We start from the raw sequence: 14943 nt of genomic DNA on the forward strand, positions 1-14943 counted from the left end.
CGATTTCATCGACTTTCAGTGATCGCGTGGACCGGGGCCGTCACTCGATCGAGTGAACCTCCCAGGAGCAACCACGCAATGAAGACCTTCCAGGCTCGTCCTCCCCACTCCCCGTTCACCCTCGGCTCGCTCGGCGTCCCACGCATCGCGCTCGGCGTCCTGCTCGTGTCCGCCTGCGCCGACGTGGACGACGACGCTCACGACCTCGACGAGCAGACCCAGGAGATCATCGACAACCTCCTGGCCGCCGACATCCCGGAGAGCCAGATCGAGGTGGATGACGACGGCCGGGTCGTCATGGGCGGTGACCTGATCGTCGGGCTCCAAGCCTCGCGCGAGCTGGCAGGGATCGACGGGTCCTCGTCCCAGGGATTTCGCCAGTACGGCTTCACCGGCGCAACGATCGACCCGGCCATCGACGAGATCTGTGTCGGGGGCTCGGCCCTCGGCGGCACGCTGAGCAACGCGCTCGATGCCGCCATCGTCAACTTCAACGACGAGAACCTCAGGTTCGTCATGACCCGCTTCGCCGGGAGCCCGCCGGGCTCGTGTGACGCGATCATCACCGCTGGCACCTACTACGCCGATACCCAGGTGGTCGGGTACTCCTGCGCTCCGTCCTACGGCATGCCCTGCAGCTTCCTGCAGCTGAACCTCAAGTACGCCAACCAGGGGCTCGACTACCTCGAGCACCTCATCACCCACGAGCTCGGCCACGCCGTCGGCCTGCACCACTCCGACGTCTACGCGCCGGTGTGCCCGGTGGCCGCCGGAAGCGGCGCAAGCCACATCCCCGGGACGCCGACGACGGGCCAGCCGTACGGCTCGATCATGAACTCCTGCCTCTGGGCGTCCACGACCGGCGAGTGGACCAGCTCCGACGTCGCTGCGCTGCAGGTGCTGCTCGGCGATCACTTCGACGCCGCCGAGCAGTTCAGCGACCAGAACCCCAACGGCGTGTGGAGCTACGGCTACGCCAACGTCGGCGGCGAGTTCACGGCCAGCCCGACCTACACCCAAAACGGAAGCATCGTCGTACGCGGCGGCGGACCGAACTCCGACGGCTGGCGAGGGTTGCACCACAACGTCTCCACCGAGGCGCTGGGGTACAGCGGCGGGCTGGTGATGGAGCCCCACGCCCTGGTGATGCATCCCGGAAACAGCGTCGACGCCCTGGCCGTCCTCCGCTTCACCGCGCCGAGGACCGCCTGCTACGACGTCGACGTGACCTGGACCAACATCGACCAGCAAGCCACGAACACCTGGGTCTGGATCTACACCAATGCCGCCAGCCAGGAGGGCACGGTCTACCCCTTCACCCCGCCCGGCTTCAAGGAGATCCTCACCCACGGACTCCAGGGCCATGGCGCCAGCACCACGTTCAGCGAGACCATGGCGCTCACGAGCGGTGAGGTCCTCTCGTTCGAGGTCGGCAACGGCGGCGACGGCTACTTCAACGACTCGGTTCGGATCGAGCTGACGGTGACCGAGACCTCCTGCTGAACGCCGCGCCCGACGACGCGCGCGTGCGCACGACGGGCTCGCGCTCGGCCGACGCGCCCTGCCTCTCGATGCACGCGGGGACGACCCGGGTCAGGGGCAGGGGACCGTACCTTCGGTGTGCTCGGCCAGCGCCGCGCACACCTGCGCCGCTTCGTCGAAGCGGCTGCGCTCTCGATACACGCGGGCCAGCCGCACCATCATCTCCACGTGCATGTCATGGCCTTCGCGACCCCGCCCGATCCGGGCGAAGAACGGCCAGGCCTTGTGAGGCTGGCCCACGTCGGCGTAGGCGATCACCAGCTCGCGGCGAGCGGCGGCGGCCACCTCGTGAGGAGCGGCCACCCGCGCCTGGCCGGGCGCGAGCTGGGGCTTGGACTCGCGCTGCTCGGCCAGGGCGTGCTCGGCCCGCTCGATCGCCTGGACGAACAGCTCCAGGCTCTTGGTCGAGTCGCCGGGCGAGTCGCCATGGGGCAGCAGCGACCACGCCTGACGATAGCGAGCGTAGGCCTCCACCGCCGAGTCCTGGAAGGCCGCCGCCTTCTCGTACACCTTGGCCGCCGCCTCGCGATCGCCTTGCTCGAACATGACGTCACCGAACACGACGAACGCCATCGGGACGACGGGGCTCTGGGGTTGCTCGCGAATCAAGCGCAAGGTGGCGGTCTTCATGCCCTGGTCATCGACACCCATGCGCAGCAGCGCCAGCGAGATGAGCACCTGGTCGAACCCCGCCACCGAGGCGGCGGAGCGGTCCTCGACCATCGTCTCCAGCAGCTGGCGAGCGTGCTGGCGCTGGGCGATGGCTTCCCCCAGGGGGGTGGTGGGATGCGCTGCGATCGCCAGGTGGTGCTGGGCGATCGCCAGCTGCAGGGCCATGTGATCCTCCCCGAGGTTGCTGGCCAACCGCCGTCGCAGCTCGGTGAGGGCCGCGTGCCCCTGGCTCGGCTCGATGGGCACCCATGGATGCGGCGGCGGACCCACCGTCGGCTCGGAGGGAGGATCGAGGGGAACCGGTGGAGTGCTCGGAGAATGCGGGGGCGCGGACGCATGGCCGTGCACAACGGAGGTGGGCGCGGAGGAAGGCGTGGCATCGGGCGAAGGCGCCGCCTCCTCGCAACCGAGCGGCTGGTCGCAGACCCCGGTGGCCAGCGGAGCCCGCGGGGGCGTCCCACGGCTGGCGCAGCCCACCGTCAGCACGACGCCCCACCACCACGCGCCCCTCATCACTCCCAGAGTACGCACGATCGAGGGTCGGAGTCTTCCACCATCTGCATGGCTGGTCGAGCGACCGCGTTCACGGACACGTTGCCGCAGCCTGCACCGCTGCCGACGGCGCAGCACGTACGACCGTAGAGCTGCGAGACCGAGGCCTACGTTGCCCCAGCTCGCAACCGGCTACTCAAGCACCTCGATGTCCGCCTGATCCACGTCGTAGGGCGCATCGGGAACCATCCGCACGTTGCCCATGGCACTGGGCAAGCCCGACGGCGGCCCCACCACCGCCGTCAGCGTCCAGCGCCCCGGCAGCAGGCCCCAGGCCCGGGGGGTGCCGAGCACCTCCACCACACCGCGATCGCTGATCTTGGACTCGACGGCCACCGGGACCGTGAGGCCATCGGTTCGAACCGCGAACAACCTCACGTCGACCGTCTCGATCACGCCGTACTTGGGGCGGACCCTGAACTGAATCGGCCGGTCCATGCGGTAGCGCGCGACCGCTTCCTCCTGCCCGGGATCACGCTGCACGGCCAGCGCACGGTCGAGCTCGAGCGCATAGCCGGCGTCGAAGCGCCCCACCCCGGGCCGAGCCCGCGGCACCACCACCAGCAGCACCGCCGCCGCCATGAGGCTCACGACCCCGAAGATCCAGCGGCCGGAGCTCGGGATCGGGGCCGGCTCTGCATTCTGGTCGAGGCCCGCCGACCACTGGTCGAGCACGACCTGCTGGCGCGCCTTCGACTGCGCAGCGGTCGGGGGCTGGAGCATCCGTGCGGTCCGCCGGACGAGCGTCTCGTCCTCCTCGATCTCACGGGCCCGTCTCGTGGCCTCCTTGGCCGAGAGCCGGCCATGGGCCATATCGACCCATGCATCCGGGAGGGACGCGAGCCCGCAGTGGGCGGTGAGCTGATCGACTGCTCCTGACCTTCGCATCCGGTGACCTCGAACAGTCTATACGAGGCCAGGGCCACGACCGGACAATCCTTGCGTCCCTGTTTGGGGCGGCGCCCGACGGCACCACCAGGTTCGGGGTCGCCAAGAGCGCAGGTTCAATCCCCCGGGAGGATCTGACCTCGCACGTCGCCATAGAAGGTTTGGCCCGTCGTGTGGAGGTTGAAGTAGAGTTCGCCCTCGGCGGCGATCTGGGCCATGCCCGCCACGGTGGAGACCTTGCTGGGCTTGACCCCCTGCAGCGAGGGGCTCGGGATCAAGCAACCGGCCGTGAACGCGGCCACCGCCCCATGACCATGATCGGCGGTGCGCACCAGGTCGGCATTGGTGATCTCGACCGAGAACACCCCGCTCGAGAAGTTCTCCTGGACGTCGGTCACGAGCGCGAAGTCGACGAGGATGGGGCCCAGGATCCCAGGCTTGCCGCAGTGGATGTGGAACATGTTGATGGTGGAGACATCGATGCCCTCGAGCTTCACATCCACGTAGGCCCGGCTCAGATCCCGGCTGAAGCGCAGCATTCCGTGACCGCGATGCCCGGCGGCCTCTCGCTCGGCTCGGGACTTGGAAGGCGTGGTCGACCGAAAGACCGCAGGCGTCGTCTTGGGCGTGTCGGCCTCCTCGCCCGGCTCCTGGTGCGGGCTGAGGAACGCCTCGAGCTGGAGACCCAATTCCTGCCCGGCTCCGGGGTTCAGCTCGACCGACGGCGGAGGTGGCGCCGCATGCGCAGATGACACGACGGAGAGCGAGTCGTCGGCGTGGTCGGCCGGCCCGGAGGACCGGCACGCGGTCACGAGCGCGAGGAGCGGAAGCAGGGGGAACGGGAGCAGGGGGATCCGATGCATGTACGAGCCACCGTGACATGGGGCTCGCATCGGCGATGGCCGTAGGTGATCACCACATGGCGCAGCCTCGACCATGCGATCCTGGAGCCATGGACCTCGAGGAGCTGCGCGGCTTCTTGGCCGTCGTGGAATCGGGCTCGCTGCTCGGAGCGGCCACGCGGCTGGGGATTCCCCGTGGCACGCTGCGCCGACGCATCGATGCCCTGGAGGCGCGAGCGGGCGTGCCCCTGCTCGAGCGCAATGCTTCGGGCGTGACCCCCACCGAAGCGGGACGGCTGTTGGCCCAGCGCGGGCGCCAGCTGGTCGCCGACGGGGCGGCCTTGATCGCGGCCGCCCGCGACCTGGGTCGAGAGTCGCCCAAAACGCTGCGCTTGCGCCTGCCGGTGGGAACGCCTCCCTCGGCGTTGGTCGCCCACGTTCAGCTGAGCCGCGCCTTGCTCCCCAAGCTCATCGTCTCGATCCAGGTGCACGAGGATCCCCTCGCCGGTCCGCTCGACGAGGTCGACCTCGTGCTCCACTTCGGCCACGGCCACCCCTCGAGCGCATGGCTGGAGGAGGAGGTGCTGTCGGTGCCCTTGCGGGTGATGGCGAGCCCCGGATACCTCTCGCGCCACGGCGAGCCGCGCACGGTGGCCGAGCTGGCTCACCACCCGCTGGGCACGTGGCTCCGGCCCGGAGGCGACCCTCGTCGCTGGCCCATGCGCCACGGGGGCCTGCTGGAGATCGCGCCGATCCTCCATGGCAACGACGCCCACCTGCTGCGCCAGCACGCCCGGGCTGGACTGGCGCTGGTGCTGCTCCCCGACGGCGATCTCGACCTGCTGGGCCTGCGCATGGACGAGCTGGTTCCCGTGCTCGAAGCGGAGATCGGCGACCAGCTCCCGCTGTGCATGAGCATGCGGGCCGGGCTGGCCGACGACCCCACGGTCGGCCGGATCCTGCGATCCATGCGCCAGCTCCTGGCCCGCACCCGGGGCGGAAGGCCCCCTCTCCATGCCCATTGATGGAATCGACCCGACCGCGAAGATTCCTTGTCACTGGTTTCGCCCGGCCTGCGTTGGGCGGGCATGATCGCCATGCCCGCTCCGATGCCCCCCCATCCCTCCTCCTACGGCCCCCACGGTGGCCCCCCCAGCAGCGGAGGCACGCTGGTGGCCCTCGACGGCCGTCCCCTGCCGCTGCGCCGGGCCGAGCTGCGCGTGCGCGCGCGGGCCGGCCTGGCGCGCACGGTGCTCGAGCAGTGCTTCGTCAACCTGCACGCCGAGCCGCTGCGCGTGACCTACACCCTGCCGCTGCCGGCCGATGGAGCCGTGAGCGGCTTTCGCTTCCAGATCGACGACCAGATCGTGATCGGCGAGGTCGACCGCAAGCAGCGCGCCCGTGAGCGCTTCGAGGAGGCGCTGATCAGCGGCCGCACGGCCGCCCTGGTGGAGCAAGAGCGCTCGAGCGTGTTCACCCAGGAGGTCGGCAACATTCCGCCCGGGGCCACCGTGGTCGCGACCATCGAGATCGATCAGCCGCTGTCGTGGCGCGCCGATGCTGGTCCGGGCGGAGGCGGCTGGGAGTACCGCTTTCCCACGGTGGTCGCCCCGCGCTACCTCGGCGCCGAGGGGCGGGTGCCCGATGCCTCGCGCGTGGCGGTGGAGGTGGCCGATCGCCGACGGCCGATCGAGATGTCGCTGCAGCTGCACATCGACGACCCACTGGCTGGCGGTGGAATGCCGAGCTCGCCCTCGCACGCGCTCTCGCTGGTCACAGAGGGAGGGTCCGGGATCGTGAGCCTGGCCGAGGGCTCGGCCGCGCTCGACCGCGACGTGGTGGTGCGCTGGCCGGTGGTCACGCCGCAGGTGGGGCTGCACGTCGACGCGGCGCGAGCGTCGAGCGGACGGGCCACCGTCGCGGATGCGTTCGGCCTGGTCACCCTGGTGCCGCCACATCGACGCCCCCAGGCGCTGCCGCGCGACCTCATCGTGCTGCTCGACACCAGCGGCTCGATGCACGGCGAGCCGCTGATGCAGGCGCAGCGGATCACCTGCGCGCTGATCGACGGCCTCGGTGAGCACGACCGGCTCGAGCTCATCGAGTTCTCCACCGCACCGCGTCGCTTCCACCGCAAGGCACTGCCCGCCACCGCCAAGGTCCGCGGCAAGGCGACCAAGTGGGTACGGAACCTGCGAGCCAGCGGCGGCACCGAGATGGTCACCGGGATCATCGCAGCGCTGCAGGGGCTGCGAGCCGAGGCGCAGCGGCAGATCGTGCTCATCACCGACGGACAGATCGGCTTCGAACACGAGGTGCTGTCCAAGATCGCCGATCACCTACCGGCGGGCTCGCGCGTGCACACGGTGGGCGTGGGCTCGGCCGTCAACCGCTCGCTCACCCAGGCCGCCGCGCGAGCCGGGCGAGGGCTGGAGATCATCGTGGGCATCGGCGAGGATCCCGAGCGCGCCACGGCGCGGCTGCTCGCGCGAACCGAGGCGCCGCTGGTGGTCGACCTCGAGCTGTCGGGCGAGGCGCTGCGCGAGCATGCGCCCCAGCGGCTGCCCGATCTGTTCGCGGGCTCGCCGGCCCTGATCGCCGCGCGGCTGCGGCCCGAGGGAGGCTCGCTGCGGGTGCGTGGCCGGACCGCCCAGGGGGCGTGGGAAGCCAAGTTGATGGTGCCCGCCACGGAGCCCGGCGAGGGCAGCCCCGGGGTGGTGGCGCGGTTCGGGCGCGAGAAGGTCGAGGACCTCGAGCTGCTGCGCGCGGCCGGGGGTGACACGCGGGAGCTCGACCGCCGGATCGAAGCGCTCGGGCTGGACTTCCAGATCGCCACGCGGCAGACCTCGTGGATCGCGGTGACCAAGGAGGCGATGGTCGATCCCAACGCGCCCACGCGCAACGAGGCGGTGCCGCAGGAGCTGCCGTACGGGATGTCGGTGGAGGGCCTGGGCCTGCGCGGGGCCGGGGGCATGACGCAGGGGTATGCGATCGCGGCGCCCATGTCTGCGATGCCCTCGGCTGGCGCCATGCCGATGGGTCCAGGTGCGGGTGCGGGTGCGGGTGCGCCCAAGGGTGCGGCGCGACCGGGTCGGGCCAGGCTGGCGGCTCCGCCGGTCCCCGCAACACCCAGCGCTCCGCCACCGCCGATGTCTCGGCCCGCTCCTGCGCCCGCACAGGTGCCCGCCCCCAAGGCCGAGGCCGCTCCTCCGCGCGAGCAGGCGGTCGACAAGGAGGTGGCCAAGAAGCGCAAGGTCGACTACGGCCGTGCGCAGGAGCAGACGCGCTCGCGCGACGATGCCTACGATGGGGAGGGGTTCGATGACCCTGCCGACCCCGCCGCCGACGCAATGGTCGAACTCGATGAGGAGAGCGGCGCGTACGATGGATTCGCCGCCGGCGATGTCGATGCCGCGGCGACCGGAGCGGGGCTCGATCGGATGACCCTGCACGGGGCCAAGGAGTACGACGACGACGATGACCACGAGCTCGCCCAAGGTGGAGCCGCGCCCGCGCCCAGCCTGGGCACGCTGCTCGGCCGCATCGTGCTCGACCGCGACGACCGCATGGTGATCGAGGTCGACGTGCGCTTCGCCCTCTCGTGGCGTCCGCCCGCCTCGCTCGTGGCCCTCACCGCCAGCGGCGAGGCGATGCTGGTCACGCTCTCGCCGGCGGGCACCACCGCCGCCGCCGAGCTCCAGCCCGGCACGCGAATGCGCCTGGTGCTCGAGCGCCCGCAGGGGTCGCCTCGCCCGGCTCGCCTGCAGCTCGATCTCGACGGTCGGCTGCTCGTGGTCACCCTGATTGGGTGAGCTGGATGAGTCGGGGTAGGATGGAGCCGGGCATGGATCAGGACCTCGACGCCTACCTGCCCGACATCGCCGCCGGCGATCCCGATGCCTTCGGGCGTTGGGTCGCCGGTGCGGAGGATCGAGTGCGCGGCAGCCTGATGGGCCTGGCCGCGCACGTCGACGTGGAGGCGGTGCTGCAGGAGACGCTGCTGCGCACGTGGCAGGTGGCTCCGCGGGTGCGGCCCGACGGGCGACCCAACGCGCTGCTTCGCCTCGCGATCCGAGCCGCGCGCAACCTCGCGCTCAGCGAGCTGCGCAAGGCTCGGGTGCGGCCCGCGGTGGTGGCCGACCTCGAGCGCCTGCCCGAGCCCTCCGCCGCCATGAGCGGGCCCGATCCGCTGCTTCGGCGGGTGATCGCCGCGTGCCGCGAGCGGCTGCCCGGCAAGCCGGCCGCGGCGCTGCTGGCCCGCCTGCAAGGGCCGGGCAAGGCCGATCGCGATCTCGCCGAGCTGGTGGGGATGAAGCTCAACACCTTCCTGCAAAACGTCACCCGCGCCCGCAAGCTGCTCGGCGACTGCCTGAGCAAGCGCGGCGTCGACGTGGATCTGGAGCTCGCATGACACGCGACGAAGCGCTCTTGATCGAGCAGGTGGTGAGCGCATGGCGGCCTCGCGATGCCGATGGCGGCGTGCGAGCGCACCCGGCCTGGCACGATCTACCGGACACGCTGCGCGAGGAGGCGGCGCGGCAGACGAGACGCCAGCGGAGGATGGAGGCGGCGCTGGATCCGGACGGACTCAGCGGTACGGCGAAGGCGGTGCTGGCGAGGATCCGGGGCGGATGACTCGGCTTCGGCCCGCGGCGAAATCTGGCATGCTCGCGGGCAGCATCGATGAGCACGGATCCCGAGCAGCCGCCCATCTTCGATGGCCACGCAGTGGTCGAGCACTTGCCCGGTGAGCCGCGCCGCGAGCCGCCTGGGGCGCCCAGGCTGGTGCTGCTCATCGTCGCCCGCACGCTCACGCTCGTCGTGCTGGCCGTGCTCACCTCGTGGCTGTGGCCGCTCCACCTCGTCGCTCGACTGCGGTGGGGACGGCCGCCCAACGTGCCGCGACTCCGCCAGGTCCGGCGATACCTGCGGCTCATCTGGATCGTGCGCCCGCCCTCGCCCGGGCTGCTGCTCGGAACGAGGGTGTGGCTGACGCTGTCGGTGATCCGCAAGGTCGTGCTCACGCCGGTGTGGGGCCTGGCCTGGAACCTCGACTGGCTGCTCTACGGCGAGCGACTGCGGTCGACGGCCGTGGTGGCTCCGCTGCTCGAGATCAGCGCCGCCCGCAGCGGCAGCACCCAGCTGGCGCGGTACATCGAGGACGATCCTCGGCTGGCGGCTCCGACCGTGCTCCAGGCCATCTTTCCCTATCTGTGGCTGTGGCGGCTGGTGCCACGGACCCTCGGCCGCTTCATCACCATCGAGCAGGCCCGGCAGCGCATCGAGTCGCGGTTTCCGCCCGAGTTTCGCGAGCGCCACGAAGGCGATCCCTTTCGCACCGACACGTTCGAGGGTGCGTTGTACATCAGCCACCTAAACCACCTCTCGCCCTTCCTCGGGCCCGATGTGATGACCGAGGACTTTGGCTTTGCCGGGACTGCCGAGCACAACCGGACCCTGTGGGAGGTCGATTTCGTGGAGTACCTCGACGGCGTGGCCCGCAAGATCCTGCTCCACGCCGGCCCAGGCCCCGATGGCCGTGCTCCACGCTTCTTTGCCAAGGGCCACTTCCTCGCTGCCGCCGAGGCGCTGGCCCGCCGCTACCCCGACGCCCGCTTCCTGACCATGATCCGGGATCCGGGGCCGCGACTGCGCAGCGCGGTCAACTTCCTGCGGGTCAACCCCGCCGACCCGGTACTTCCCAACGTGCCGTGGGTTTGGGTGGGCGAGGCGCTGGTCCGCACCGAGGTGGCCTACTGCGAGCTCGAGCAGCGCTGGTACGGCCGCGAGGACGGCGTGCGGCGCTGCGTGCTGCGCTTCTCCGAGTACGTCCGCGATCTCGAGGGGACCATGGAGACGATCTACCGCGAGTGCCTCGACTGCCCCACGCTGCCCGAGCACGTGCCACGCGAGCACGAGCCACGTCGGCGCAGCGACTACATGGTCGACCGCACGCTGGCACAGGTGGGCATCGACGAAGATGGGCTCGATCGACGGCTGCGGGCGTATCGGGAGTGGTGCCGCGGGGGGTGAAGGGGGTGGGGCAGGGCCAGAAGAGTCCCAAGGCAGTTTGGGGTGACACGATGCGTTCCACTTTCCCAGATGGTCTCCGAGGTCATTTGTACGCCGCCAAGGAGGACCGGCCTCGCGTACCCAAGACACAGGCTCACGTCGACCGGTAGAGTGTTCTGCGAGGATGCCGATCTCGGAGGTGTCCTCGCTTCACGATCATCATTCCCGATGCCGAGAGCGAACCATGAGCAGCCCTGGCCACATCCTCATCGTCGGCGACGACCCCGACTTCGTCGCCATCTACCGCGACATTTTCGAGAAGCAGGGCCTGCAGGTGACCGTTGCGCACAGCGCGGACGATGGGACCGAAGCCCTCGAGACCCTCGGCCCGCAGCTCGATGTGGTGCTACTCGACCAGAAGCTGCAGGGCCGCGGAGGTCCCGACTCGGGCCTCGATCTCATCACTCGGGCCGAGAGCCTGGCCCCGTTCGCCAAGACCATCGTCGTCACGGGTTATGCCACGGCGGAGGCCATCGAGCGTGCATTCCAGCTCGGAGTCTACGACTACATCGTCAAGAATGGAGCCTTCGCCGCGCGCATTCGCGCCAAGGTACGCAACGCCATCGAGGTGACGAGCGAGCGCCGCCTCGCCGCCCTTGCACGCGAGGGAATCATCGCCGAGCTCCGCTCGACGTGGTCACAGGTGCGTATCGAGTCCGATCGCAACCGCAAGGGCAAGCTGCTCGAAGAACTCGTCAAGCTATTGTTTCGCGCCACCCCCGGCTTCGAGCGTGTCACCACCCAACTCGACAACAAGGTCGAGGAGATCGACATCGTCGTCGAGAACCGGGCCAACGACGGCCCGTGGAAGAACGACGGCACCGCCTGCCTCCGCGGTGAGTGCAAGAATTGGTCGAAGCCTTGCGGTTCGGCGGAATACCGCAACTTCCACGACAAGCTCACGACCAAGTATCAGCGTGCACGCACCGGCTTCTTCTTCGCCCCCGGGGGCTTCACGAGTGAATTCCACGAGGCCCGCAGCGAGCATGCCGCGAACGAGACACTCGTGATCCCCGTCGATGCCGCGGATCTCGAGCGCTGGATCGAAGCCGACGACCGTGTGAGTGTACTGGGCGAGCTGCATCAGCGAGCCGCTTTCGCCACCAAGGGCTGAGATCTCGAACCATGCCGTGGGGCGGCTGCTCTCCGTGGCTGCTCGGGTGAACACCTCTCGCTGCTGCGGGTGGCTCGGGTGAACAGGCTCTTTTCGCCGAGTGTGGGCGTTCTTTTGTCAACAGCCTGCGAGGAGTCTGGCCAGGGGGAGGGACACCCCTCGAGCAGGGTCGGGGGTCGCGATGGCCTCCTCATGGGTTGCGTTGCGTGACAGCCGGGGTGCTCCATGGTGACGCGCTATCGCGATGAACCCGGCTAAACCAGGCTAAGGCAATCACTTCCCCGGTCGAGCACGCTCCATCACCCGAGAGGCGATGAGCTGTGCGCGCAACCGCAAGTCACTGGTCATCTCCTATCCACTGCGGGCCACGCCGTCCCAAGTCGCGCGAGGGGCGACCCCGGCGTCCCGGTGTTGTCTTTTTGGAATTTCGCTCATCGCGAGCTTGCCCCTTCACATCGTCGGATCAGGGTGGCGGCGGAGGTGATGGGTGTTGGGTCGACCGTTGCACGCAGAAGGTGGTCGTGGCCGGTTCCTTGTGGCTTGGGCGTGGTCGTCGGGCGCGCATCGGTTGGCCATGCTTGGTTCTCTTGGCGCCACGCTCACGATCGCCACGCCCGCGCTGCTGTTCGCTCCGGCGTGCGGCGGTGGCCCCTCCGCGGCCGAGGTCGCGCCACGCGGAGGCGTGGCACCGCCGCCGCTACCACCACCCTCGGAAACGCTCGCGGACGAGGTCGCACAGCTTCGCGGGCAGGCCGTCGCGTTCGATCCTTCTACGGAGGTTGGCACGTTGCCCGGACGCTCCGGGGTCACGCCGACCGGCCAGGCCGTGTACTCGATCCCGCTCGACGTTGCGCCGGGCGTGGGGGCGATGACGCCGGAGCTGTCGCTCGAGTACCGAAGCACCACGCAAGACGGTCCGCTCGGCGTCGGGTTCTCCCTAGGCGGGATCGCTCCGCCGATCCGTCGCTGCAACCGCACGCTCGCGCTCGACGGTACGAATGGGCCCTTCGAATTCGAGCAGGCCGATCCTCTTTGTTGGGGCGACGAGCGCTTGGTGCTGGTCGCGGGCGTGCATGGTCTCGATGGCGCGGAGTACCGCACGCGTCGAGATCCGTTTGCCAAGATCGTCGGGCACGCCGACACCGATACACGCGACGGCTACTTCGAGATCTTCACCAAGGATGGCCGGATCCTCACCCTGGGCCAGCCCGGTGCCATGCTGTTCCACGAGATCGACGGCGATCCCGTGCCGTGGGTCTGGGCGCTGCGCCGCGCCGAGGATCGCTTCGGCAACGGCATCGAGTACCGGTATCACGCTCCCAAGCTGGCCGGGGGTTCCGATGCCTATACGTTGCAGCTCGACGAGATCGCCTACGCGGGCAAGGGCTCGGAGGCGAGCCGACGACACGTTCGCTTCGACTATGTCGCTCGCACCGATCCTTCCTGAGGCTACGTGGCGGGCGTGGTGCAGGGCCGTACCGAGCGGCTCGAGACGATCACCGTCGAGGGTCCCTACGCGCAGGTGATCGCGACCTACGTGCTGAGCTACGACCTCGACCCGCTCTCCGGCCGCAGCCGGATCGAATGGGTCAAGAAGTGCGATGCCGCGGGTGCATGCCTGCCCCAGACCACGTTCGAGTGGAGCGCTCCGGGCGGGGCCCCGGGTTCGCTCTCGATGGGCTTCGTCCCGTACGGCGTCTTCCTCGGACCCGACGCCGAGCTCGTCGACGATCCGGTACCGTTCGCCAGCTCGCCCACGCGCCTGGTCGGCGACTTCGACGGCGACTCCGATCACGACCTGCTCTACTTCACCGACGCGGGCTGGAGGGCGTGGGACGGCACCTCGCAGCTCGACCTGCTCGACACGCCGGTCGTCGTGTCGTGGCCCACGGTGCTGCCCGAGGGCGATGCGTACGTCGAGGCGCTCATCGAGGCCGAGGTGGACGCGGCCCTGGCCGCGGCGGCAGGCGATCCGCTCACCGCCGACGAGGAGCAAGCCCTCGTCGATGCCGCGGCTGCAACGCATCTCGACCGGCTCCAACCGGGGTTCTCGATCATGGTGATCGAGGCCAACGGCGATCTTCGCGATGATCTGCTGATCCCCCGACGCGACCTCACGGGCGGGCCATGGGTCGACGCATGGGGGTATCGCTTCGCGAAGGAAGTGATCGTGGCCGTCGCCGCCACGCCCGAAGGCGAGTCCGCCCCGCCCGGTTTCAGCGAGCCCGTGTCGTTCGTCGAGGAGGACGCGGGGCTCTCGGGCGCACCGATCTACTCCGTGATCCCGCTCGATCACGACGGCGATGGCCTGACCGATCTGTGGCTGTGCCAGGGCGAGGGCTACAAGAGCGGGCGCTGGGTGCTGGCCAAGCGCGGCCCCGATCCGGCCGCTGCCTCGGGCCACTACCACTTCACCACCTACGACAGCGGCGTGGGCTGCTCGGTGCACGACGAGCTGCTCGTGACCAGCCTTCGGGGAGGACGACAGAACCTGCTGGTGGTTCCCGCCTACGCGACCGGTGCCGCCATGCCGGTCCCGGCCGACTTCGAGAACCCGCAGGCGTATCACGACGGGTACCTACCGCTGCCCGAGGATCAGCGCACCGACTATCTCGCGCTCGCGTTCGAGCCCGGTGGTCCTCCGGGGACGCTGGAGCCCACCGGCCTGCCGCGCGATCAGTACCAGCGCTGGCACGACCGCCGCTGCCGCAACGGCCTTTCGCGTGCGGTCTTCGGCCGGCCGGTCGCCAGCGCGGGGCTGGGGCTCGACAAGCTCGCCGACGTCAACGGCGATGGCCTCGTCGACGTCGTGCGCTACGAGCTCGCATCGGGCGACCACCCCGGCAACCCCGAGCTGTCCCTGGGTCTGGACGATGGCGGGCACTGGGGCGAGGGCATCGTCTGCGGCACCGACGTCGAGGCCAACCTCCCCACGGTGATCCGGCCCTACATCAACACGGGCGACGGCTTCGAACCCGGCCCGCCGATGCACACGTTCCAGGGCAACCCGCACGCCAACCTGTGGCTCGGCTACCAGGCCGCGCAGCTCTACGACTTCGATCTCGACGGGATCGTCGACCTCTTGCTGCCCTCGTCGGGCGCGGGCGGCGACTGGACGGCCGTGGTCTCCAACGGCGACGGCACGTACACCGATCATGCCGTGGGAGGGATCCCATCGGGGTGGCCCGCGTACACCGACGACGCCACCTGGCGCGAGCGGACCGAGGCGGCCACGCGGCTCCAGGTGATGACGCTCGCCCC

Annotated in this window: 12 protein-coding genes; 9 read left to right on the plus strand and 3 right to left on the minus strand. The window is 69.9% G+C overall.

The window, feature by feature from the left end:
* Nucleotides 1-78 precede the first annotated feature (78 nt).
* Nucleotides 79-1503, plus strand: coding sequence for a M57 family metalloprotease (locus OEB96_RS07465; protein WP_266214768.1), 1425 nt, complete (start codon nt 79-81; stop codon nt 1501-1503).
* Between the two features lie 90 nt (nt 1504-1593).
* Here OEB96_RS07465 and OEB96_RS07470 read toward each other — a convergent pair whose 3' ends face one another.
* The 3 genes from OEB96_RS07470 to OEB96_RS07480 form a co-directional block, all read right to left on the minus strand.
* The gene (locus OEB96_RS07470) at nt 1594-2727 is read right to left on the minus strand and encodes a tetratricopeptide repeat protein (RefSeq protein WP_266214769.1); all 1134 of its coding nucleotides are present in this window, start codon (nt 2725-2727) and stop codon (nt 1594-1596) included.
* Between the two features lie 171 nt (nt 2728-2898).
* The gene (locus OEB96_RS07475; protein WP_266214770.1) at nt 2899-3654 is read right to left on the minus strand and encodes a hypothetical protein; all 756 of its coding nucleotides are present in this window, start codon (nt 3652-3654) and stop codon (nt 2899-2901) included.
* A gap of 116 nt (nt 3655-3770) precedes the next feature.
* Nucleotides 3771-4517, minus strand: a complete 747-nt coding sequence (locus OEB96_RS07480; RefSeq protein ID WP_266214771.1) for a CHRD domain-containing protein — start codon at nt 4515-4517, stop codon at nt 3771-3773.
* 89 nt (nt 4518-4606) lie between these two features.
* On the opposite strand from OEB96_RS07480, the gene OEB96_RS07485 reads away from it, so the two are divergent.
* From OEB96_RS07485 to OEB96_RS07520, 8 genes are all read left to right on the plus strand, one after another.
* Nucleotides 4607-5521, plus strand: a complete 915-nt coding sequence (locus OEB96_RS07485; protein ID WP_266214772.1) for a LysR family transcriptional regulator — start codon at nt 4607-4609, stop codon at nt 5519-5521.
* An 84-nt stretch (nt 5522-5605) separates the two neighbouring features.
* Nucleotides 5606-8308 (plus strand): VIT domain-containing protein, encoded by a 2703-nt coding sequence (locus OEB96_RS07490; protein WP_266214773.1) that lies wholly within the window; start codon nt 5606-5608, stop codon nt 8306-8308.
* Between the two features lie 32 nt (nt 8309-8340).
* Complete coding sequence (locus tag OEB96_RS07495; RefSeq protein ID WP_266214774.1) at nt 8341-8907, plus strand: RNA polymerase sigma factor; 567 nt, start codon at nt 8341-8343, stop codon at nt 8905-8907.
* On the plus strand, nt 8904-9131 hold the full coding sequence (locus tag OEB96_RS07500; RefSeq protein WP_266214775.1) for a hypothetical protein: 228 nt from the start codon (nt 8904-8906) through the stop codon (nt 9129-9131). The genes OEB96_RS07495 and OEB96_RS07500 overlap by 4 nt, the downstream gene beginning before the upstream one ends.
* 48 nt (nt 9132-9179) lie before the next feature.
* Entirely contained in the window at nt 9180-10529 is a 1350-nt protein-coding gene (locus OEB96_RS07505; RefSeq protein ID WP_266214776.1) for a sulfotransferase, read from the plus strand.
* 223 nt (nt 10530-10752) lie between these two features.
* Nucleotides 10753-11682 carry a response regulator gene (locus OEB96_RS07510; protein ID WP_266214777.1) on the plus strand — a complete coding sequence of 310 codons (930 nt, stop codon included), beginning with the start codon at nt 10753-10755 and terminating at the stop codon, nt 11680-11682.
* A 574-nt stretch (nt 11683-12256) separates the two neighbouring features.
* Nucleotides 12257-13129 carry a SpvB/TcaC N-terminal domain-containing protein gene (locus tag OEB96_RS07515; RefSeq protein ID WP_266214778.1) on the plus strand — a complete coding sequence of 291 codons (873 nt, stop codon included), beginning with the start codon at nt 12257-12259 and terminating at the stop codon, nt 13127-13129.
* A 15-nt stretch (nt 13130-13144) separates the two neighbouring features.
* Nucleotides 13145-14943, plus strand: a 1799-nt coding sequence (locus OEB96_RS07520) for a hypothetical protein (protein WP_266214780.1), incomplete at its 3' end; no start/stop codon positions are given.

The sequence above is a fragment of the Paraliomyxa miuraensis genome (genome assembly GCF_026337845.1).
GTDB lineage: Bacteria > Myxococcota_A > Polyangia > Nannocystales > Nannocystaceae > Paraliomyxa > Paraliomyxa miuraensis.

Coding starts and splice junctions, on each gene's coding strand:
- OEB96_RS07510 (WP_266214777.1), top strand. CDS start 10,753: ATGAGCAGCCCTGGCCACATCCTCATCGTCGGCGACGACCCCGACTTC.
- OEB96_RS07515 (WP_266214778.1), top strand. CDS start 12,257: ATGCTTGGTTCTCTTGGCGCCACGCTCACGATCGCCACGCCCGCGCTG.
- OEB96_RS07490 (WP_266214773.1), top strand. CDS start 5,606: ATGCCCCCCCATCCCTCCTCCTACGGCCCCCACGGTGGCCCCCCCAGC.
- OEB96_RS07495 (WP_266214774.1), top strand. CDS start 8,341: ATGGATCAGGACCTCGACGCCTACCTGCCCGACATCGCCGCCGGCGAT.
- OEB96_RS07500 (WP_266214775.1), top strand. CDS start 8,904: ATGACACGCGACGAAGCGCTCTTGATCGAGCAGGTGGTGAGCGCATGG.
- OEB96_RS07505 (WP_266214776.1), top strand. CDS start 9,180: ATGAGCACGGATCCCGAGCAGCCGCCCATCTTCGATGGCCACGCAGTG.
- OEB96_RS07470 (WP_266214769.1), bottom strand. CDS start 2,727: ATGAGGGGCGCGTGGTGGTGGGGCGTCGTGCTGACGGTGGGCTGCGCC.
- OEB96_RS07465 (WP_266214768.1), top strand. CDS start 79: ATGAAGACCTTCCAGGCTCGTCCTCCCCACTCCCCGTTCACCCTCGGC.
- OEB96_RS07485 (WP_266214772.1), top strand. CDS start 4,607: ATGGACCTCGAGGAGCTGCGCGGCTTCTTGGCCGTCGTGGAATCGGGC.
- OEB96_RS07480 (WP_266214771.1), bottom strand. CDS start 4,517: ATGCATCGGATCCCCCTGCTCCCGTTCCCCCTGCTTCCGCTCCTCGCG.
- OEB96_RS07475 (WP_266214770.1), bottom strand. CDS start 3,654: ATGCGAAGGTCAGGAGCAGTCGATCAGCTCACCGCCCACTGCGGGCTC.